Origin of the sequence: Mycobacterium sp., assembly GCF_052143115.1 — a bacterium.
GTDB lineage: Bacteria > Actinomycetota > Actinomycetes > Mycobacteriales > Mycobacteriaceae > Mycobacterium.
Genome location: NZ_JBKQTQ010000330.1, coordinates 1 through 19,759, shown reverse-complemented (window position 1 = coordinate 19,759; position 19,759 = coordinate 1). Strand labels below are relative to the sequence as shown.

Here is a 19,759-nt window from a genome sequence, read left to right as displayed (position 1 = left end):
TGGCTCATGGAACTTTATGACGTCATGCGCACCACGGCCGCGGTACGGGAGTTCACCGGCGATCCTCTGCCCGACGATGTGCTCGAGCGCATCCTCGACAACGCGCGGTTCGCGCCGAGCGGCGGCAACCGCCAGGGCGCCCATGTGATCGTGGTGCGTGATCGGGCCACCCGCGAGGCGCTGGCCGAGCTGTCGATTCCGGGCGTCAGACGGTATGTCGCCCAGCTGGGAAACGGTGAAAGCCCGTGGAACCCGCTGCACCCGCCGAGAGCGACGGCCGCGGAAATAGCGGCCACCGAAGTGCCACCCCATTTCACCGCGCCGCTGTTCAACGCCGCGGTGGTGCTTGTGGTCTGCGTCGATCTCGAGTTAGTCGCGGCGATCGATCAAGACCTCGACCGGATCGGCGTGATCAGCGGCGCATCGATATACCCGCTGGTATGGAACATCTTGCTGGCCGCGCGCAACGAGGGCTATGGGGGCACTATCACCACTCACGCGGTGGCGGAGGAGCCGCGGGTCCGCGAACTGCTCGGGGTGCCGGATTCATACGCGGTCGCCGCGGTATTGCCGCTGGGAAAGCCGCGGCGGCAGCTGACGAAGTTGAAGCGCAACAGCGTCGCCGAACTCGCCACCCGGGAGCGGTTTGACGGTGAGCCGTTCCGCGCGAAGGGCTAATTGCTCAAGAAGCGTGTGACGGCTTCCAGGGTGTGTTCTGAGTGGGTCACCGGCGGCGTGTGACCCGCTCAATCGATGCCTGTGATAGCTCCGCTACCGGGGAGAGCGCGGACAAGTTCCTCCCCGCGATCGAAGGGTATTGGGATGTCTCCGCGGCCGTGAATCACCAACGCAGGGTGACGAATCGTCTCGACACGGTCGGTGATGTCATCGGCATCCATCAGCACCGAGATGGCCTTGGCCACGCGCTCGCCGCCCTGGCCAACCAGCTGCGGCAGCCACGCCTGCTCGTATTGCGGGCTGTCGAGAAGCAGCTCCAGCAGCAGACGAGCGGTGGCTTCGGTGTTACCGCCGGCGAAACCCTCGCGAACTTGACCCATCTGAGCCAGATCGGGCGCACCGAAAGAGTGGGACATGGTGTCGATGAGGACAAGGCGTTCGACGCGGTTGGGGTCGAGCAGTGCCGCGCGCAGCGCCGTGAACCCACCCTGGGAGTGCCCCACCCAGGTCGCCGAGGGCAGATCGAGATGATCAAGCACGGCCATCCCGTCACGGGCCGCATCCCAGTACGAGAAGCTCTCCCCATCGTCTACCGTCGCACCATGGAGTCGCAGATCCCATCGGACGCAACGGAACTGTGATTCCAGACTGCTTGTCAGCGCGTCCCACATGTGTAGGTTCATGACGTTGCCGTGCACGAATAGCAATGTGGGCGCATCGATTCGGCCAGCATCGGCGATGCTCAGGCGTGCCCCAGGGACTTCAACGTAAGGCATTTCGCTTTCACACCCCGACGATAAGTCTTTGGTTGCTACTCGCGGGCATCAACAGGCTTTGAGGAAGCCCGCCAGATGTTCGATCGCCTGCGCGGATTCCGGCAAGCCGCTTGCGATATAGACGGGCCAGACGTGTATCCCGTGTTCCCACGACTCGAAGGTGACATCCACCCCTGCGGTCAACGCGCGGTCGCGGATGCGGGCGGCGTCGTCATAGAGGATTTCCTTGTCGCCGACCTGGATAAGCAGCGGCGGCAGTCCTTTCAGGTCGGCGAAGACAGCCGAACACCGCGGGTCGGCAGGGTCGGAGTCACCGAGATAATCGGCGGCCATGGACTCCAGCAACGCGCGCGTGACGTAGGGATCGATATCGCGGCGCTGCTCGATGGACGGCCCACTGAAGGTCAGGTCGGCGAACGGGGAGATCATCGCGACGCGGGCGGGCAGTGGAAGCCGGAGGTCGCGGGCGGCGACCGTCACGGCCAACGCGAGGTTGCCGCCGGCGGAATCGCCCAGCACGGATAGCGAGCCGGGATCGACTCCGCCGTCGCCGACCAGCCAGGTGTAGGCCGACACGCAGTCGTCGTAGGCCGCCGGGAAGGGGAACTCGGGGGCCAAGCGGTAGTCGACGGCGTGCACTGTCGCGTTGGCGGCCAAGGCGACTGCTGCGGCTAAGGGTAAATAGCGCTCAGGGGGCGAACCGCTGACGTAGCCGCCGCCGTGAAAGTAGATGACGGTGCGATCGGGTCTTCCGACGGCGGGTTCGATGCTGATTGTCGGTACCCCTGCGAGGTCGGTGTCGCGGCGCGTCACACCTTCTAACGTTGTACGCCCATCGTTGAACTCCCGGGTGCTTTCCGCATCCGTCCGGTCTGGCCGGCCGCGAAGATAGCTGACAAATGCATTCATTAGTTGGGATTCGGGGCGTTGGGTGTCAGCAGGCGAGACCGTAGACGACACGCCGCCGGTCGTCGGCTCGGCGGGAAAGGTGTCTCCGAACATGGGCAGCCCGCTTCTGGACTGGGAGCGGGTGGCTTCGTCCTGGATGACATCCCAGTGCTCGGCCAGCAGCCCGTCGGCGACGCGGACGATGTCGGTGACGATCCAGTTGGCGGGCTGGCCGATTTGAGAGAAGCGGCCGTGCAGCATGACGTAGTCGCCTTCGGCGACCACAAGCTGGTGTTCGTAACGCATGTCCGGGGGCATCGTCTTGACCAGGTCGAAGAGGCCGTCACGCCCAGGTTCGATGTGCGCACTGCGCTGGATGTAGTGCGGTGACCAAAGCCGCTGCGCCGCTGCGTAGTCGCGTCGGTTGAACAGCGTATCGAAGGCTTCGATCACAAGTGCCTTCTTAGCCTGTTCAGCCTCAGTCATCGTGCCCCGACCCGTGGTCGTCGAGGAATTCCGTGACATCAGCCGCGAATTCGCTGGCGTGCTGGAATAGGAATCCGTGGGCGGCGTCCGGATAGATCTTGACACTCGCCTGAGGGATGAGACCGGCCAGCAAGTACGAAAAATGGGGCAGGATCATCGGGTCGCTGTCACCGTTAGCGACAAACACCGGATGACCGATCGCGCTGACACGCTGTAACGCTGCATGATTGGGGATTCCCCAGTCGCACACCGCATCATATTGCGCTTGCCTGGTCGCCCAGGTGGTTGGTTCATCGACATCGCTGGTGCGTCCGTAGATGCGCCCCAGTGTCTCCTGGCCCGCTTGTCGACTCGCAGCTGACGAGGTGAAGAAGACGTCGAGATAACCGTTGGGGTCTGGCTGCGGCTGACCCACCGCATTGATCACCTCGGGGGCCCAGCCGTGCATCCCGGCTCCACCCCGAGGCGCCGCGGAGGCCAGTACAAGTCGGCGTACTACGTCAGGCCGGATCAGCGCGATCTCCTGAGCCACAAAGCTGCCGATCGAGAACCCGAGGACATCGACGTGCGGGGCGTTCAACGTCGCGATGAAGGCAATGGCGTGCCGAGCCATCTGCTCAATCGTGTCCGGAGTTGTGCCGGTTGTGGCCCCGACACCCGCGTTGTCGAACGCTACGACACGCCGCTGCGCGGCCAGGGCATCCACGAGCTGCGGGTCCCAATTCTCCAGGTTTCCGCGGAAGTGCTGCAGCAGCACCAACGGCACTGTGCTGGAGCCGATTTCACGGTGCGCGTAGTCGATGCCGTTGCCAGCGCGGATGAGCTGATTGGGAGCGGTGCCATAGCTGAGTCCCGTCGTAGTCGTCATGTCGCGTTCCTTTCAGCCGTTGAGGAATAGTCGCGCATTGGCCAGAAAGACGTCTGGGTGTTGCGACTGCGCGCCGTGGTTGGCGTCCGACAGCATCAGAAGTGTGGCGTTGGCGAGGTTCTCCGCCAGGATGGCGGCGTTGACCGAGTCGACGACGACGTCTTTGACGCCGTGAACGATCAACGTCGGCTGCTTGATCGTTGCGAGCATGGCGTAGCGGTCTGTGGTCGGGATTTCGCCCCATTCACGGATTGCATGCAACTGAGCGGCGGCGGCCGTGGAGGTGACCGCTGCATCACGATCCGCCTCGCGCCGGTTAAGGCGGTTCAGATATGCATGGCCCGCTGCCTGGCTGGCGTCGCTGGGCGTGAAGAACGCATTCAAAAGCAGGGCTACGGGGTCGTTGAGTTCATCCGCCGATAGTTCGTCGAAGGTCATCTTCTCGCCGCCGCGTGGCCCTGTTCCGCACAGGATCACGTGGCGAAACGTCTCCGGATGAGACGAAGCGATCTGCTGCGCGATCATCCCACCGAGTGAAAAGCCCAAGAAGTCAACGGTTGTCAGGTCCATGGCGTGTAGGAACGCGACGCAATCGACGGCAAAGTCGGCGACTGTCGCCGGAGTGGCGCCGGTTGAGCTTCCGATTCCCGGGTAGTCGAACGTGATCACGTCACGGTCGGCCGCTAAGCCGTCAACGATGAGGGGATCCCAGTCGTCCAAGTTCGCGGCGAAGTAGTTTGCGAGTACCAGTGGTATGCCACCCCGAACACCCACGCGGCGGTACGCGAAGTCGACACCATTCGCAGCGCGTACCGCCTCGGTCGGTATCTGGGAGTACGTCTGCGTTGTCGGTGTGCTCATCAGAGGGCAGTCCTCACCTTCTCTCGAAGTCGGTCGAGTCGACGCATCGACAAAGACCGCGCCACCGACACTGCCAGCCGGCGATGTCGCGATCAGTCACAGATTCGTGTGAGGCATCGGTCCCGGCAACTGTGCCCAGTGATGGCTTTGGGGCAGCAGAGCAAACTGATAACGCGACGGTCAGCGGCTTATCGACATGCACGCCGTCGTCAATCTTTGAGCGCCGAAAAGCTTTTCGCAGTCCATTCGCAACAACACGGCGCTACATAGCTAATACCTAGGTTAGCGAAAGGTCAGGGCAAAGTCCCCTGCCTAGCGTCGATGTTGTTACGCCGACGAAGGGAGATCTAGATGGGATTACGTACCGTCAAGCTCCGTCGATTGCTGGGGGCTACGGCGTTATGCGGCGGTATGGCGATTGCCGCGACCGGCATTGGCGCGGGCATCGCGGACGCGGCGCCCTGGGGCCCGCCACCACCCCCGCCCGGCCCGGCGGCTTGGGGGCCACCCCCGCCGCCACCGATGTGGGGACCGCCACCTCCGCCACCGCCAGCCTGTATCCCGTTCCTTCCCTGCTGACCGATAGGTGAGGAGACAGGTGACGGGCGACGCTGTGGACGCCGCCAATGACCAGCCGGCGTCCACAGCGTCCGCCTAACGTCAGTTGTCTTCGGCGTTGGGAGCGATAAAGACCTTGCCGCTGCGCCCGAGCGATTCGGATTCGGTTACCGCGTAGTGAATGTCGTCCAGACTGAATTGCTTGCCCGGTGAGGTGTTGAGGATCCCCTGGCGGATCAGATCCAGGCACTCGTCGATCAGTTGCGGTAGGGCGGGACGGTCGGCTGCGAAGAACCCGGATTTGTCGAGGCGTGGCAGCCAGTACCCCAGCCAGTACACCTCCAGGGTGCGCCGGCCGGACAGCGTGAGCCGCGGGTCGTCGCCCACGCTGATTCCTTCACCTGTCAGCGATCCGTACTCCAGCATGCGACCGTCCTCGGACAACGATCGGAAAATCTCGGTGCCGGTCTGACCGGCAACGGGATCGATCGCGAAATCGACACCCTGCGGGCCTACGATGTTGCGGACCTGTTCGTCGATCGGCCCCTCACTGGACACGATCACCTCGTCGGCGCCGAGGTCCTTGAGTTCCTGCACCGCTTCGCGGCGGCGCACCACGTTGATGGTCCGGATGCCGTCGTATTTCGCCAGCCGGATGATCATGCGGCCCAATTCGCTGCCGGCGGCTGACTGCAGCAGCCATTCCCCGCGGGGCACGGCCAGCACGTGGCGCACCATGAGGATCGCAGTCGCCGGGTTGATCATGAGTGACGCGATCTGCTCGTCGGCGAATTCGTCGGGCACCGGCCAGGCTTTCTCGGCCTCTACCACCGCGTATTGCGACCAGTTGCCGCCCTCGGAGTTGCGCGCGAAGACCCGCTGGCCCGCTGACAGCCCGTCCACCTCCGGGCCCACCGCATCGATGACCCCGACACCCTCGAACCCGGCGCCGGACGGGAAATGGGGAGCCACACCGGAATAGTGGCCCCGAACATAGAGCAGATCGGACGGGTTGACGGGACTCAACTGAATCTTCACCCGTACTTGGCCTGCTCCCGGCTGTGGGACGGACTGTTCGGTTACAGCCAGAACGTCTGCTGGCTCTCCATAGTGATCAAAGCGAATGGCCTTCATTTTTTAGCCTTTCAATGTGGCGTCACCCGGTCAACGGGGTGCATTTGGACGGGCTGTCCGCTGACACCCTCGAACGGGTGCTTGCTACAGCGCGATGGCGAATCGACCATCTCAGTACGTCAACCTACCTGAGTATTTTCAGCCCTCAGACGATGGCTTTTCTCGCGCAGGTGGAATCAGGACGCGGCATCGCCCCCGTGATGAAATCGCTAGTCGAACAACTGGAAACAACCGGCGCCGCGCGCAATAAGCAGCTGGTCCACCTGCCCGTGTGGGCACTCGCAGCCACCCGACTTAACTGACCGCGATGATCGCCCGACGAATAAGGAGACCCAGCCATGAAGAACAAGATCGTCCTCGAAGAGCATTTCGCCACAACGGATACCATCGGTGACTCCCAGGAGTATTTCCCGGCTCAGATCTGGCCAGAACGGCGTCACCAGCTGCTGGACTTCCAGACCGAACGCCTCGAACGCATGGACGCCTGCGGTATTGGCTTCGCCATCCTTTCGCTGAATGCTCAGGTGATACAAGGAATCCCGGACTCCGCAAAGGCGATCGACGTCGCGCGCCGCGCCAACGACAGACTGGCCGAACAAGTCGCGGCCCGACCCACCAGATTCGGGGCGTTCGCCGCGTTGCCGATGCAGGATCCCGACGCCGCGGTTACCGAACTGCACCGAGCGGTGAAAGACCTGGGCTTCCTCGGGGGCTTGGTCAACGGATTCAGCCAGGTGGGCAGCCTGGACAACGCGACCTACTACGACCTGCCCCAGTACCGACCGTTTTGGTCGGAGGTCGCCCGGCTGCGCGTGCCGTTCTATCTGCATCCGCGAAACCCGCTGCCCAGCCAACAACTGGCCTACGAAGGACACCCCTGGCTGCTCGGCCCGCCGTGGGGCTTCTCGGTGGAGACGGGGATCCACGCGCTGCGGCTGATGGGCAGCGGGTTGTTCGACGAGTTTCCCACCTTGACCGTGATCCTCGGCCACCTCGGCGAGCTGGTGGCCAACAACATCTGGCGCACCTCGCACTGGGCTTCCCCGGACGGCAAGCACCCCTTGGGGGTCCCGATGAAGCAGTCCTTCATCGATTGCTTCCGCCAGCACTTCTACGTGACCACCAGCGGCAACTTCCGCACCATCGCCATGCGCAACGCCATGGAGGAGATCGGCACCGACCGTGTGCTGTTTTCCGTCGACTACCCGTTCGAATCGATGGAAGAGGGCGCCACCTGGTTCGACGCCGCCGAGATCGGCGAGAACGACCGCGATAACATCGGCCGCCGCAATGCCGCCCGACTCTTCAATCTCCCCAATAACCTCTGACGTCAGGCAGACCCAAAGATCCGGCGCTCACGGGCGGGAATCCGCGGGCGCCTCACCCAAATGGATGACGGTGCGCCAGCCGAAGCCGTGCCACGTTGAACCCACCGAAGGAGGCTTGGGATGTCGACCTATCGCGCCTTTCAAGTCACAGGGCAGCGGCAATTCGAATTGGCGGAGCGTGAGCTGCTGGACCCGCAGCCTGGTCATGTGCGGTTTCGTGTGCAGAGTTGCGGTGTCTGCCACAGCGATGTGCTCGCCGTCGAGGGCCTGCGTCCCGACCCCCGCCAGCCGGTGGTACCGGGGCATGAGGTCGTCGGCGTCATCGACGCCCTCGGAGACGAGGTAACCGGATGGAGCGTCGGTGACCGCGTTGGCGTTGGCTTCCTGGGCGGTCACTGCGGCGTGTGTGTCTGGTGCCGTCACGGGGATTTCGTCAACTGCGAAGATCAACCTCGACCCGGGACGGACGCGGACGGTGGATACGCCGAGGCGGTCTACGCCCGCGCCAGCGGGCTTGTCCGCATTCCCGACGCCCTGGAGTCTGTCGATGCCTCTCCGCTGCTTTGCGCCGGCATCACCACCTACAACGCACTGCAGAAGTTGAAGGCCGAACCCGACGCGCTAGTCGCGATCCAGGGCATCGGCGGCCTGGGCCATCTGGGTGTGCAATACGCGAACAAATTGGGCTACCGAGTCGCTGCCATCGCACGAGGTACCGATAAGGCCGCGCTGGCGGATAAGCTCGGCGCACATCACTACATCGACAGTGCCGCAGTCGATCCCGCCAAGGCGTTACAGGAACTCGGCGGAGCGGTTGCGATCGTCGCCACCGCGGCCAGCGGCGCATCCATGTCGCCGCTGTTGGCTGGGCTCGCACCGCGCGGTCAGCTAGTGGTCGTCGGCGTGGGCAATGACCCGATTGAGGTCGACGCCTCCGCTCTTGTCTTTGGTAGCCGCTCGATCGTCGGCAGCCTGACCGGCTCGTCGATCGAAAATGAGGCGAGCCTGCAGTTCAGCGCCACACATGGCGTCGCACCCATGACCGAGGTGCTGCCGTTCGAAGAAGCACCAGCGGCCTATGAACGAATGATGTCCGGCCACGCTAGATTTCGTGTGGTCCTCGACATGCAGACCCGATAGCCGACAGGGCGCAGGTACCGCAGCGAGTAATGAAAATTGTTTCACGGCGTGCGATTTCACTTGAACGTCGGCCTGCGTACACGCGCCCGTTGGCACCTGATTGCTTGATCGTCATCGAGAGGGACGGGCCTGGCTTTAAGGCAGCGGTCCGCGCGTTCACGATGTTAAATCGTCACCGTGGTTGAAACTCTAGAGGGCGCGCCGCACGTCCATCGAATCCCCGATCCTCGCCTCCGACGACATCATCGCGGCGACTCGCACCGGCTGACTGCCTTCGGGGGTCTTGCCGCGATGTCGCTGGATGCGTTGTCCAGCGTCGCGTACGGCCCGGAAGCGATCGTGCTCGGTTTGGTCACCGCGGGCGCTGCTGCCATCAGTTGGACCGTGCCGATTTCCCTGGCGATCGCGCTCTTGCTGCTGGTGCTGGTGGTGTCCTACCGGCAGGTGATCGCCGTACATCCCGACGGTGGCGGTTCGTACGCGGTGGCCAAGAAGGATTTGGGCCGGTGGCCGGCTCTGCTGGCCGCGGCGAGCCTGGTCGTCGACTACGTGTTGACCGTGGCGGTGAGCCTGTCAGCGGGTGCCGACAGCTTGGCGAGCGTGTTTCCGCCACTGGCGCATCACACGCTCGCGCTGTGCATGGCGGGACTCGCCGTACTCGCCGTGATCAATCTGGTCGGTATCGCGGAGTCGGCGAAGGTGCTGATGGGTCCGACGCTGTTGTTCATCGCCGGGATCTTCGCAATCGTCATTTTCGGCTTCTTCGAAGACCATCCGGTGGCGCTGATCGGCGATGATCTCGGGCCGATCCACGCTACCGAGGCGCTGGGCGTGGTGGTGATTCTCAAGGCGTTTTCGGCCGGATGCTCCTCGTTGACCGGGGTGGAGGCGATCGCCAACGCGGTGCCCGCGTTCCGGTCACCGGCGGTCAAGCGTGCCCAGCGCTGTGAGGTCGCGTTGGGGGTCTTGCTGGGGGCCATGCTCTTAGGTCTGGCCTTCCAAATCCGGTTACACCAGGTAGTTCCTCGCGGCAACGTGACGATACTGGCGCAGTTGTCGGCGGGCGTGTTCGGAACCGGATGGCCGTTTTACGTGATCAACTTGGCGGTGACCCTGGTGCTGGCGTTCGCGGCCAATACCAGCTTTGGCGGCCTACCGGTGTTGCTGCAGTTGCTGGCCAGGGATCACCGGATGCCGCACATGTTCGCGCTGCGCGCTGAAAAGCCGGTATTCCGATACGGCGTCACGGCGTTGGCGCTGCTGGCCGCCGCGGTGCTGGTCATCGTGGACGCCGACACCCAGCGGCTGTTGCCGGTATTCGCGATCGGGGTTTTCATCGGGTTCACGATCAGCCAAACCGGTCTGGTGTTGCACTGGCGCCGCGAACGCGGCCCCCGCTGGGTGGGCTATATCCTGCTCAACGGCTTCGGCGCGGTGCTGACTGCCATCGCCGGGATCGTGTTATTTGCAAGCAAATTCACCGAAGGCGCGTGGCTGCTGCTGATCTTGGTGCCTGGGCTGATCAGCCTTTTCAACGGAATCGAGCGCTACTACCAGCGCGCCGGCGAACAGCTCGGCCTGGGAAAGATGCCCGCTAAACCAGTGCCCGGCACCGATACCAAGGCGTTGGTGATCGTCCCGATCGTCGCGGTGAGCTGCGTGGCCGAGCGGGCGTTGCAGGTCGCGATGCGGATCGGCCCCGAAGTCGTGCCGGTAACCGTCGATATCGACCCCGACGCGACTCAGCGGCTGCGCCAGCAGTGGGAGGATTGGGACCCGGGGTTGGAGCTCAAGGTGTTGGACAGCCCGCACCGCAGCCTGGTCGCGCCGACGCTCGAATATGTGCGATCCGAGATCGACAAGGGCCGGCACGTCACCGTGTTGCTCGCTCAGGTCGAGCCCCGGCGCTGGCGTCACCGGTTGCTATACAACCAGCGCGGCGCGATCCTGGGGACCGCGCTTCGGTTACGCACCAAGGCGCTCGTTGCATCCCTGGGTTTTCCCATCGACTGACGGCGCAACAACGTGACAAACGATGGTTAGCTGCTCCTGAAGGCGTTGGCGCCCATCACAAGCGCCGCCGTCCCGCCGTAGAGGTATCCAACCTCCACGGCCTCGGTGATCTCGGCTTCCGAGGCGCCTGACTCGGTGGGGCGGTCTGGATGAGCACGCCCGCGCCGACGATCAGCGCCGCGCCCCACAGAGCTGTGCAAGCCTTCAATTTGCAGAGCCAAGGATGTCTTTCACGATTCTGAGACACTCTTACCCATGAGTGAGATGTATTCATCATGGGCAAACCGTACGTCTGCGGTACTCTCGCTGCGACCGAAACATGTTGCGCCACTTAGCTTATAAAGGTCTATTTGGGCAACCGGCGTTTCAGGCGGGAGTGAACTGGCTCAGGTCATAGATACCGAGACTTTTCTCTATATCAGCGACTTCATCGACTACTCGTTGGAAACCTCTTGTCCGAACCGCCGGTGCTCTTCGTCTTCAAAGGTCTCGGTCACGTCCCGGGGTGTGGTGTAACTAGCGGCGTGTCGGTCCCGACGTTGAGGGGCCATCGCATGAGTCTCTGTGGTGAAACCGCCAAGTATCACTACCGAGAGGAACAACGCGATGGCCCTGGATCAGTCTGCCTTGTTGGAGGTGCTCGACGCATTACGCAATGCCGATGCCGCTGATCGGATCACGCAGGCCGCTGAGACGATCTATCAAGCGTTGATCGACGCGGAGCTGACCGCGCTGATCGGCGCCGGCCCGCACGAGCGCACCGCGTCGCGGACCAACCAGCGCAACGGATCACGACCGCGCACGATCAGCACCACCGCCGGAGATCTGGAGCTGCGTATCCCCAAGCTGCGGTCCGGCTCGTTTTTCCCGGCGCTGTTGGAGCGGCGCCGCCGGGTGGACCAGTGCCTGTTCGCGGTGGTGATGGAGGCCTACCTGCACGGCACCTCCACCCGCAAGGTTGACGACCTGGTCAAGGCCCTGGGCGCCGATAGCGGCATCTCCAAAAGCGAGGTCTCGCGGATCTGCGCCGATCTGGACACCGAGGTGGCCGCCTTCCGCGACCGCCCGCTGGCCGAACAACGGTTCCCGTATGTGTTCCTTGATGCCACCTATTGCAAGGCCCGGGTCAACCACCGGGTGGTGTCTCAGGCGGTGGTGATCGCCACCGGGGTGGCCGCCGACGGGCGCCGCGAGGTTCTCGGCTTCGATGTGGGTGACTCCGAGGACGGCGCGTTTTGGACGGCGTTTCTGCGCTCGCTCAAATCGCGTGGGCTCTCGGGGGTCCAGCTGGTGATCTCCGATGCCCATACCGGGCTACGAGCGGCGATTGACGCGATCCTCATCGGGGCAGCTTGGCAGAGATGCCGAGTCCATTTCCTGCGCAACGTGTTAGCCCAGGTGCCCAAGGGATCCGCCGAGATGGTCGCCGCGGCGATCCGCACCATCTTCGCCCAGCCCGACGCTGAGCATGTCCGTGAGCAGCTCGACACCATCGCGCACATGCTCGGGCGCCAACTGCCCAAAGTCGAGACGATGCTGCGCGAAGCCGCCGACGACATCACCGCGTTCGCCGATTTCCCTGTGCCGCACTGGAAAAAGATCTGGTCAACCAACCCGCTGGAACGGCTCAACAAGGAGGTCAAACGCCGCACTGACGTCGTCGGGGTGTTCCCCAACCCGGCCGCGCTACTGCGGCTGGCCGGCTCGGTGCTCGTCGAAGCCCATGACGAATGGCAGGTCGCCGACAAACGCTACCTGTCGGAAACCACCCTGGCCCTACTCCACAAACCCAGCGACCCAACCCAGCACAACATTGCAGCCCACGACGCACTCACGGCATAGCTGGAAGCCGTAGGTGCAGTGACCTTGCCCGTTCGGCGCGCGACCGTCGACGACGCGGCATCGTCAACCAGGTTCCACCAGGAATACGGGATAGCGCTCGGCAAGCGCGGCGAACTCCGAGAGGGATGGGTCCCGTCGAACGCCGAAATAGTTGCGCGCTATGTAGGCCGGTGACCGCGAGAACGCTCGATGATTGGCGTAGGCACGCAGAACTGGCGGCCGGTCTGCAGACGGAATCTCGATCAATCGCACGGAAAAGGATTCGCCATGTCGCAGTGTCACTCGTCCAGCGGCGGCCCGCACGTTTCGTACCCATTCCGATTCGCCCCCGAGGGAAACCAGGTACTGCCGACCATTGTGGTCCACCGAGACCACAGCGGTGCGGCGTAGCCGACCGGACCGGCGCCCAGGCACGTCCAGGGCGACCGTGGTTGCTGGAGTCCATCCCCGGGCGGCGAGCGCGCCGACCGCGCGGTTGATCAGCCGGTGCGGCGTCGGCGGTGGCCGGTAGCGACCGGCGGCGCGGTAGCGCATACGAGCCTCCAATCGCTCCGCCAGCAGGTCGCCGACAAACGCTACCCCTCCGAAACCACCCTCGCCCTGCTCACCTCCACCCCCGGACGCACGCAACCAACCCGTTGCAATATCCACCGCCATCACGGCATAGTGAAACCCGCAGAGCCTCAGGCGAAGCGAAAGCCCGACTTACACCACTCGATTGGGCGCGACCAAGGTCTCGGCCAGGTCGCGAAACTCTCGAACGCTCATTACGTCACGCAACGCGGGAAATATGACGGTGTCCTCGCGTGCCTCGTGCGGCTCGTACATCCGGATGAAGGTCAGCATGTCCTGCGCTAGAGCATCTCGAGCTGGTTGATCAGATGCAGCTGCGCCGCTGGTGGCGGCAAGGACTCGGTCGGTCAGCAGGCGGCCACGCTCGTGCTGAATCCCAATACGCCAGTGAGATCGGCTAGTTTGCTCGCTTTCTCAAGGCTCGGGAAGACGTACTGTTCTTCGAGCTTTTCGTGGTAGTCCTCGATAAATCGTCGAATGATCCTGGCGCCGCTGTTCAGCGCCTCCGTAGGAGTCTGCTCGCCGGCCCGCAGGTGGCCGATCCCCTCTCGATAGATCAGCAAGACGCGCTGGAGTACTCCGTGCTCACGCATTAAGTCCTCGGGTGCAGTGACGGGCGCCGCCTCTGCCGTGGGTGCGCCAGGCGTGCCGGGACTGGGTTTTGAGGGCGAGTTGCTGCACCCCGACATCGCCAGAGCGCCGGCTGCTGATATGCAGCTCCCGAGAAGATGACGTCGACCGATGACGGGTGGCATCTGCTCTGTCACGGCATGCCGTCCTTTGCTGCTGCTCATCAGTGGTTTGGCGGCACTCCGGACGCGGTCCCGCACTGGACCGGATACTGGACACTGCCCCTTCTTCGCCTATTGGCGTGAACAGTTTGGCAGCAACTAGAGCCAGCAGTCTATATCTGATATCGGTTCCTGATATTTGAATACATCCAGCCCCTGCGTGATCTGTGCGCCAGCGCAACCCAGATTCAGGTCTCGTCTAATGCATTGTCGCAGAAGGTGCTTCGCTATGTTCGCCGTCGTCGGGCGTCTCGTGCGAGTCTGGCGGGAGGGCGCCGCGGCGGCATCGGCGTCGACGGCCATCGCCGCGTGCCGGTCCACATTGCCGGTGGCGCGTCGAGTTCGCGGGCCATCAGTATTGCGACCGTGTCGTAATTGGCGCGCCAGCCACGAAAATGTGGCCACGCCTCCTCATCGGTCTGTTCGATCGGGTAGCCGACTTCGCGCAGCATTGCGGTAGCCGATCTGAATTCGTCAAACGACACCGTGACCGGCCCGTCCGGGTCAGGATCGTCGGGTACCGGCAGCCGCATGACTGTCGCGATCTGCTCTATCGCCACGAAGCCCATCCGAAGCGATAGCCGCGCGGCAAGTTTGGGTTCTCGCGACGGTGTCAGCGCCAGATGCAGGGCAGCGGCATCCATCACCGCAATCAGCGAGATCAGCCAGTGCGACAGCGGCCGCGGTGATCGCATCCTGGCCAATGTCAGATAGGTGGTGTGGGATTCGGCGACCTCAGCGGCCCACCGTTCCCATGTGGTGAACAGCTCCTCAAGAAGGAGGGGTATGTCGCCGTCCTCGATTCCCCAACGGGTGCGGGCCAGAATCTCCGGCCCCCACGCTGGAACACCGGCGCGTGAGGTAAGCAGGGTGACTTCGGTTTCACGCCGGTTAAACGCGGCGTAGAGGGTAGGCAAGTACCCGACTTGCAAGCCGATAACGACGAGCCCCGTGAACGCTGCCAAGTATTCGAGCGTCGTGCTGCCCGTCCCGGTCGGCGCGGCGTAACCGAGGGTGAACATCGACGATCCCGCGTGAGAAAACGCGGCTGCGAGGCTCCCGTTCAGGCTCGGCAACAGCAGCAGCGCGAAGCCGGCAACGAGCAGCCCGAGCCATACCGCCAGCCGTATCAGCAGCGTTAGTGGCGACTGCCACGCGAGGATGCGGTCACGGCGCTCGAACGACCGCACCCGAGTGGTCAGTTGGAGGAACCCAGCGTCCAAGACTCGGTCGACCGTGCGTGATATCGGGGAATTGACACCGCGCGCCACCACAAGAGTCCCGACAACACTAAGCAGGGTGCTCGTCACGACGAACAACCCCACAGCGAAGCCTAGCCACGTACCGATCACCACACCGCCGCCACATTCACTTAGTTCAGTTCGCCGCGTTCGCGCAGCGCATTGGCCAACTGCACGCGCGACTGGACTGCAAGCTTCGAATATATCGAGCGAAGGTGGGTCCCCACGGTATTAACGGATACGCCAAGCGCCCTGGCAGCCGCCTTGTCGGTGTGGCCGTCGGCGACCAGATACGCCACTCGCCGTTCGGCCTCGGTGAGTGATCGGGGCTGCGGGTCGTTGTGGTCGCGGACCCACTTTGCGCGCCGGGCACCCGCTTGCCGCATGACGCGCTGAACCGCTGCCCGGCGGGCACACGCGCCCATGTGGTCGTAGTCATCCCAGGCGGCGTCGAGTTGGTGCAGCGCAGCCTCGCGTTGGCCGGCGTCTAGCAGCATGCCGCCGTAGCCTTCCGCTCCGATGGCCCGTAAAACCCGCCGCGGGCTGTGTTGCAGGACTTTCACCGACTCGGCCACCATGGCCGAGTCACGGTTGAACAACCCGCGCATGTTCAATGCCAACCCAGTCAGCGTCGCGACGTCCGGATTATGCCGCGCACCTTCTTCAGCAACTTCGATCGCGCGCTCAGTGAAATCGGTTGCGCTGCAAGCTATCCCAACTTCAAAGAGGATCGTCATCCAGCAAGGCCACCACGCCCAGTAGCTGCGCGATTGGTGCGGCGCCGCCAATAGTTGCGACAAGATTTGGCGGCTGTTGTCGAGGTCGCCCTGCAGCGCGGTGAGCCAGCCCTGGGTGAACGTCACACCCGGATGCGCTCGGTGTCCGCCCGTGATGTCGATAGCCAGCCCAAGTCGTTGCTCGGCGAGTGCTGCCTGGCCGCGCAGTAACGCGACGAAAGCGCGGATCAACGTGCCCTCCACGACCTGCACCATGTTGCCCACTAGCTGCCCCAGTTCCACAACGGTCTCGGCGACTTGATCGGCCTGGGGCAGGTGGCCGAGGTTGTAGTGCTGTTTGGCTTGGGCGAATAGCAGGTCGGGGAGCAGCGACTCGGACTTGGTATCGCTGTCCTCACGTGCGGCGTCCAGCAGGATCTGGGCATCGTGGTAGCGATCGAGAAGCTGCAATTCCATGATCTCCTCAGCGAGGTAGGAATTCCTCGTCACCGATCGCAGTTCACGGAAATGCTTCAGCGCCAACTGATGTCGGCGCTGAGCGTGTGCAGCTTCACCAGCGGCCTGCAACGCCAGCGCGATTGCGTCACCGTCACGTGACGTCCGGGCCAGTGACAGCGCGGCGTTGGCCTGGTCGGCGGCCGCGTCGGCACCTAGGGTACGGGTGGCCGCCAACGCATGCGCAGCTTGAAATCGGGCAGCCAGATCGGGCCGGCCCGTACTAAGAGCGAGTCCGTGCTCCGCGCGATCGATCAGGTCGGCGATGCGTCCGCTGAGCCAGAGGGCTTTCACGCCGTGGGTCTGGATCCGGCTGATTGTGTCGACGTCATCGACGGTGGCCAGCAGCCGGTCGGCCACGGCGATCGTGTCGTTGGCGCGTTGTGCGCCCGACAGCACCGACACCGTTCGTTCGCCCAGCTCCAGCCAGTACGGCTGTCCGGGGCTCAGGGTCGCGAAGGCCTGCAGTGCAAGATCGGCGGCGTCGACAGCGCTCGTGGTGACCAGGGCTTCCGCGGCGGCGACCATGATCCGCGCGTTGGACTCGTCACCGAAGGCGGCGGCCGCGCGCGCGTGGATGCCAGCCGACACCGGATCCGCCCCGGAGCCCGCGAAATGTCGTGCCAATCGTCCATGCAGCCGACGCCGCTTCTCGGTGGAGAGACGTTCGTAGACCGCCTCCCGCACGAGGTCGTGTCCGAAGCTGAGTTCGCCGGCGGTCAGGGTCACCAGGCCCGACGCGAGTACCGCGGTCACCGCGTCGTCGTGCTGGCCTCCGGGCATCGCGTCACATACGGCGGGTAGTTCGGTGATCGACACCGCGCGTCCGGCGGCGGCTAGGGCCTCGATGAGTTCCGTTGCCGTGCTGGATAAGCCATCCAATCGCTGATACACGGCGGCGCGAAATTCGGCTGGAATGTCTTCGTCGCGCCCCGTCTCGGCGTACCGCGCCGCGCCGTCAATGATGTGGGTGGCCAACAGCGGATTCCCGCCAGCGGCATCAAGCAGCTCGTCGACGCCGCCGTGAAGGCTGTTCCCGAGGCGATCCCGAGCGAGCTCTGCCAGTACCGCACGCGGCAGCGGGTCCAACCGGAGGTGCTCGACTCCGACGGTATCCGCGGCGCTGACCGTTAGCCCGGCATCGTCGGAGCGACTGGCCAGCACCCACACCACGGGTCGACCAGACAGCCGGGCGATCAACGACCGCAACGCGTAGCGACTGAGCCGGTCCGCCCACTGCACGTCGTCCACAGCGATCATCAAGCGATGAACAGCCGCCAGCTGCTCAAGGTGTCCAGCGATGCGATCAACCAGTATCAGCGGCTCGCGGGCGAGCCCGACGATCTCCTGGAATTGCGCCGCAGTCAGAAGCGGATCCCGTCCGCTGCGCAGCAGCCCGATGATCGGTGCGCCGGCGCAGGCCTGCTCGATTTCGTCGCACTTGCTGCGGGCGACCCGGACGCGCGTGTGGCTTGCTTGACGGCAGATCTCGGAGAGCAGCGCCGTCTTTCCGATCCCCGGCTCACCGGTGATCAGCACCACCCCGCTGGCCCCGTGCACACGGGTGCGGCGGACGATACCGAGTGCCGTCGCCAACACCTCGTCGCGACCCCGCAGCGGCCCATAGGGTCTCATCAGCCGACCTTTCGACCCCGCCGGCACAGCGACGATCTTCGCTCCCCCCGCGGGAGGCGGCTCATAGCCGGTTACCGCGATGCATGATCAAGCCACGACCGACGACCGGCTCGGTATCGCGGGCATCGATCTCCTGACCGCAGTCGGAGCACACCACGCACACACCGACGCGATGCCCACAGGGCTTGTGCAGCAGGTCAACGGGCGGGGCCGCAAGACCGGTCCACTCGTTACCCCATTGCATCAGGGCGACGTAGACGGGAAACAGCGCGCGGCCCTTGGCGGTCAGCCGATACTCGTTGAGATCGCGCACGGCATGCTCGGCGTAACGGCGTCGTTCCAGAATGCCGTGGTCGACCAGCCTGTTCAGCCGTTCCGACAGCACGTTGCGAGCCAGACCGATGCCCCGCTGAAAATCCTCGAACCGCCGGGCCCCGTTGAATGCTTGCCGCAGGATCACCCACACCCACCGCTCGCCGACGATGGCCGCCGAACGAGCGATCGCGCAGTTTTCATCGAGCAGATCGGCATGCTTCATCACCGATGAGGATAGCGCTGATTGCAGTTGCGTTTCAAAACTTAGTTCACGAGACGGTGAGGCCGCCGTCGACCACCAGCGTGGTGCCGGTGACATAGCTCGCGGCGGGGCTCGCGAGGAACACCAGCGCGGCCGCAAGCTCGTCTGGATCTCCCGGCCGACCGGCAGGCACCCGCGGAAGCTGGCTGTCGATGTAACCCTCGGGGAACTGATCGGTCATCTCTGAGGGGAAAAAGCCCGGAGCCAGGGCGTTGACGCGAATGCCCTTGCGACCGGTCCACTGCACGGCCAGGTCTCGGGTCAGACCCGTCACACCAGCCTTGCTGGCCGAGTAAGCCGCCTGGGGCAATCCGCCGCTGGTCAGGGCGACGACACTGGCGATGTTGATGATCGAACTGCCCGGTTTCATGACACGGCCACACGCTTGGGCCATCCAATACGACCCGTTGAGATTGATGTCGATGACCTCGCGGAACTGATCGGGTGATTCGCGTGTCGCCGGTACGGCGGTGCCCTTACCGGCGTTGTTGACGAGCACGTCGACGTGGCCGAACTCCGCCATCGCCGCGTCGACCACGGCCTGCGCGTCCTCGGGACGTGCGACGTCCGCGGTCACGGTTAGCGCGCGCCGACCCCGCTCCTCGATCAGGGCACGCGTCTGCTCGAGCCGATCGGTGCGGCGCGCGGTCAGCACCAGGTCGGCGCCCGCCTCGGCAAGGGCCTCGGCGAAGGCGATGCCCAGCCCGGACGATGCTCCGGTTACGATTGCCGCCTTCCCGTCGAGCCGGAATCGGTCGAGGACCGTCGTCGTCATCTGGTTGTCCTTAAGTTCATGGAAGGCGGAGTCGCCTTTCGTACCTAGTTGCAAATTACTACTAGTGGAGTAGCGTGTGAAGCCGTTCAATCGACACGGCAGGAGTCCGGTGTCCAAACCACAGCTCCAGCAGGCGTCGTTCAGTGTCTCGTCAAGAGTTCAGATGGTTAGCCTCGATTTTTCCCGCGGCGGGTTCGGGGTCGGATGAGCGGGTGCTTGCCGGTTGTGAGGCCTGATTGTTGCAGGTGGGTGTGACAGGTCGGCCGGTGTCGCTCGTTGGGCGGGCTTTCCAGGGCCGGTGGGTCTTCGGGTCGGTTGGATGGTGGGCCGGATGTTTATGGGAATGCGGCTCGTAGTTGTTGC

General features: G+C 64.1%; 15 protein-coding genes and 2 pseudogenes. 5 read left to right on the top strand and 12 right to left on the bottom strand.

All coding sequences use genetic code 11. The features are described from left to right. Nucleotides 1–6 precede the first annotated feature (6 nt). A complete protein-coding gene (locus ACLQI9_RS32010; RefSeq protein WP_442381525.1) occupies nucleotides 7–678 on the top strand; it encodes a nitroreductase family protein in 672 nt (223 codons plus the stop codon). 68 nt (nucleotides 679–746) lie between these two features. On the opposite strand, the gene ACLQI9_RS32005 is transcribed toward ACLQI9_RS32010, so the two are convergent. The 5 genes from ACLQI9_RS32005 to ACLQI9_RS31985 all read right to left on the bottom strand — a co-directional run bounded on the left by ACLQI9_RS32005 (nucleotide 747) and on the right by ACLQI9_RS31985 (nucleotide 6,249). Then, the gene (locus tag ACLQI9_RS32005; RefSeq protein WP_442381527.1) at nucleotides 747–1,454 is read right to left on the bottom strand and encodes an alpha/beta fold hydrolase; all 708 of its coding nucleotides are present in this window, start codon (nucleotides 1,452–1,454) and stop codon (nucleotides 747–749) included. Nucleotides 1,455–1,502: 48 nt separating this feature from the next. Next, nucleotides 1,503–2,828 carry an alpha/beta hydrolase fold domain-containing protein gene (locus ACLQI9_RS32000; RefSeq protein WP_442381529.1) on the bottom strand — a complete coding sequence of 442 codons (1,326 nt, stop codon included), beginning with the start codon at nucleotides 2,826–2,828 and terminating at the stop codon, nucleotides 1,503–1,505. After that, entirely contained in the window at nucleotides 2,821–3,696 is an 876-nt protein-coding gene (locus ACLQI9_RS31995) for an alpha/beta fold hydrolase (RefSeq protein WP_442381531.1), read from the bottom strand. The genes ACLQI9_RS32000 and ACLQI9_RS31995 overlap by 8 nt, the downstream gene beginning before the upstream one ends. A gap of 12 nt (nucleotides 3,697–3,708) precedes the next feature. Beyond that, nucleotides 3,709–4,557 carry an alpha/beta fold hydrolase gene (locus ACLQI9_RS31990; RefSeq protein ID WP_442381533.1) on the bottom strand — a complete coding sequence of 283 codons (849 nt, stop codon included), beginning with the start codon at nucleotides 4,555–4,557 and terminating at the stop codon, nucleotides 3,709–3,711. A gap of 660 nt (nucleotides 4,558–5,217) precedes the next feature. After that, a complete protein-coding gene (locus ACLQI9_RS31985) occupies nucleotides 5,218–6,249 on the bottom strand; it encodes a zinc-dependent alcohol dehydrogenase family protein (RefSeq protein WP_442392802.1) in 1,032 nt (343 codons plus the stop codon). A gap of 338 nt (nucleotides 6,250–6,587) precedes the next feature. Here ACLQI9_RS31985 and ACLQI9_RS31980 point away from each other — a divergent pair, with 338 nt between their 5' ends. The 3 genes from ACLQI9_RS31980 to ACLQI9_RS31970 all read left to right on the top strand — a co-directional run bounded on the left by ACLQI9_RS31980 (nucleotide 6,588) and on the right by ACLQI9_RS31970 (nucleotide 10,730). Further along, nucleotides 6,588–7,577, top strand: a complete 990-nt coding sequence (locus tag ACLQI9_RS31980; RefSeq protein ID WP_442382258.1) for an amidohydrolase family protein — start codon at nucleotides 6,588–6,590, stop codon at nucleotides 7,575–7,577. A gap of 120 nt (nucleotides 7,578–7,697) precedes the next feature. Beyond that, nucleotides 7,698–8,717: an alcohol dehydrogenase gene (locus ACLQI9_RS31975; RefSeq protein WP_442382257.1), complete on the top strand. Its 1,020-nt coding sequence runs from the start codon at nucleotides 7,698–7,700 to the stop codon at nucleotides 8,715–8,717. A 177-nt stretch (nucleotides 8,718–8,894) separates the two neighbouring features. Beyond that, on the top strand, nucleotides 8,895–10,730 hold the full coding sequence (locus ACLQI9_RS31970) for an APC family permease (RefSeq protein ID WP_442382256.1): 1,836 nt from the start codon (nucleotides 8,895–8,897) through the stop codon (nucleotides 10,728–10,730). A gap of 366 nt (nucleotides 10,731–11,096) precedes the next feature. On the opposite strand, the pseudogene ACLQI9_RS31965 reads toward ACLQI9_RS31970, so the two are convergent. Further along, nucleotides 11,097–11,233: pseudogene (locus tag ACLQI9_RS31965) on the bottom strand (hemerythrin domain-containing protein); the annotation flags it as partial. 103 nt (nucleotides 11,234–11,336) lie between these two features. Here ACLQI9_RS31965 and ACLQI9_RS31960 point away from each other — a divergent pair. Beyond that, nucleotides 11,337–12,572 carry an IS256 family transposase gene (locus tag ACLQI9_RS31960; RefSeq protein ID WP_442392800.1) on the top strand — a complete coding sequence of 412 codons (1,236 nt, stop codon included), beginning with the start codon at nucleotides 11,337–11,339 and terminating at the stop codon, nucleotides 12,570–12,572. A gap of 63 nt (nucleotides 12,573–12,635) precedes the next feature. Here ACLQI9_RS31960 and ACLQI9_RS31955 read toward each other — a convergent pair whose 3' ends face one another. The 6 genes and pseudogenes from ACLQI9_RS31955 to ACLQI9_RS31930 all read right to left on the bottom strand — a co-directional run bounded on the left by ACLQI9_RS31955 (nucleotide 12,636) and on the right by ACLQI9_RS31930 (nucleotide 19,396). Then, nucleotides 12,636–13,229 (bottom strand): nitroreductase/quinone reductase family protein, encoded by a 594-nt coding sequence (locus ACLQI9_RS31955; RefSeq protein ID WP_442392798.1) that lies wholly within the window; start codon nucleotides 13,227–13,229, stop codon nucleotides 12,636–12,638. 75 nt (nucleotides 13,230–13,304) lie between these two features. Continuing rightward, nucleotides 13,305–13,939 (bottom strand): annotated as a pseudogene (locus ACLQI9_RS31950) (hemerythrin domain-containing protein); the annotation flags it as partial. Between the two features lie 224 nt (nucleotides 13,940–14,163). Beyond that, complete coding sequence (locus tag ACLQI9_RS31945; RefSeq protein WP_442382255.1) at nucleotides 14,164–15,246, bottom strand: hypothetical protein; 1,083 nt, start codon at nucleotides 15,244–15,246, stop codon at nucleotides 14,164–14,166. 62 nt (nucleotides 15,247–15,308) lie between these two features. Continuing rightward, nucleotides 15,309–18,044 carry a helix-turn-helix transcriptional regulator gene (locus ACLQI9_RS31940; RefSeq protein ID WP_442392796.1) on the bottom strand — a complete coding sequence of 912 codons (2,736 nt, stop codon included), beginning with the start codon at nucleotides 18,042–18,044 and terminating at the stop codon, nucleotides 15,309–15,311. Between the two features lie 61 nt (nucleotides 18,045–18,105). Then, nucleotides 18,106–18,582: a winged helix-turn-helix transcriptional regulator gene (locus ACLQI9_RS31935; protein ID WP_442382253.1), complete on the bottom strand. Its 477-nt coding sequence runs from the start codon at nucleotides 18,580–18,582 to the stop codon at nucleotides 18,106–18,108. 46 nt (nucleotides 18,583–18,628) lie between these two features. Next, nucleotides 18,629–19,396: an SDR family NAD(P)-dependent oxidoreductase gene (locus ACLQI9_RS31930; protein WP_442382252.1), complete on the bottom strand. Its 768-nt coding sequence runs from the start codon at nucleotides 19,394–19,396 to the stop codon at nucleotides 18,629–18,631. Between the last annotated feature and the right edge of the window lie 363 nt (nucleotides 19,397–19,759).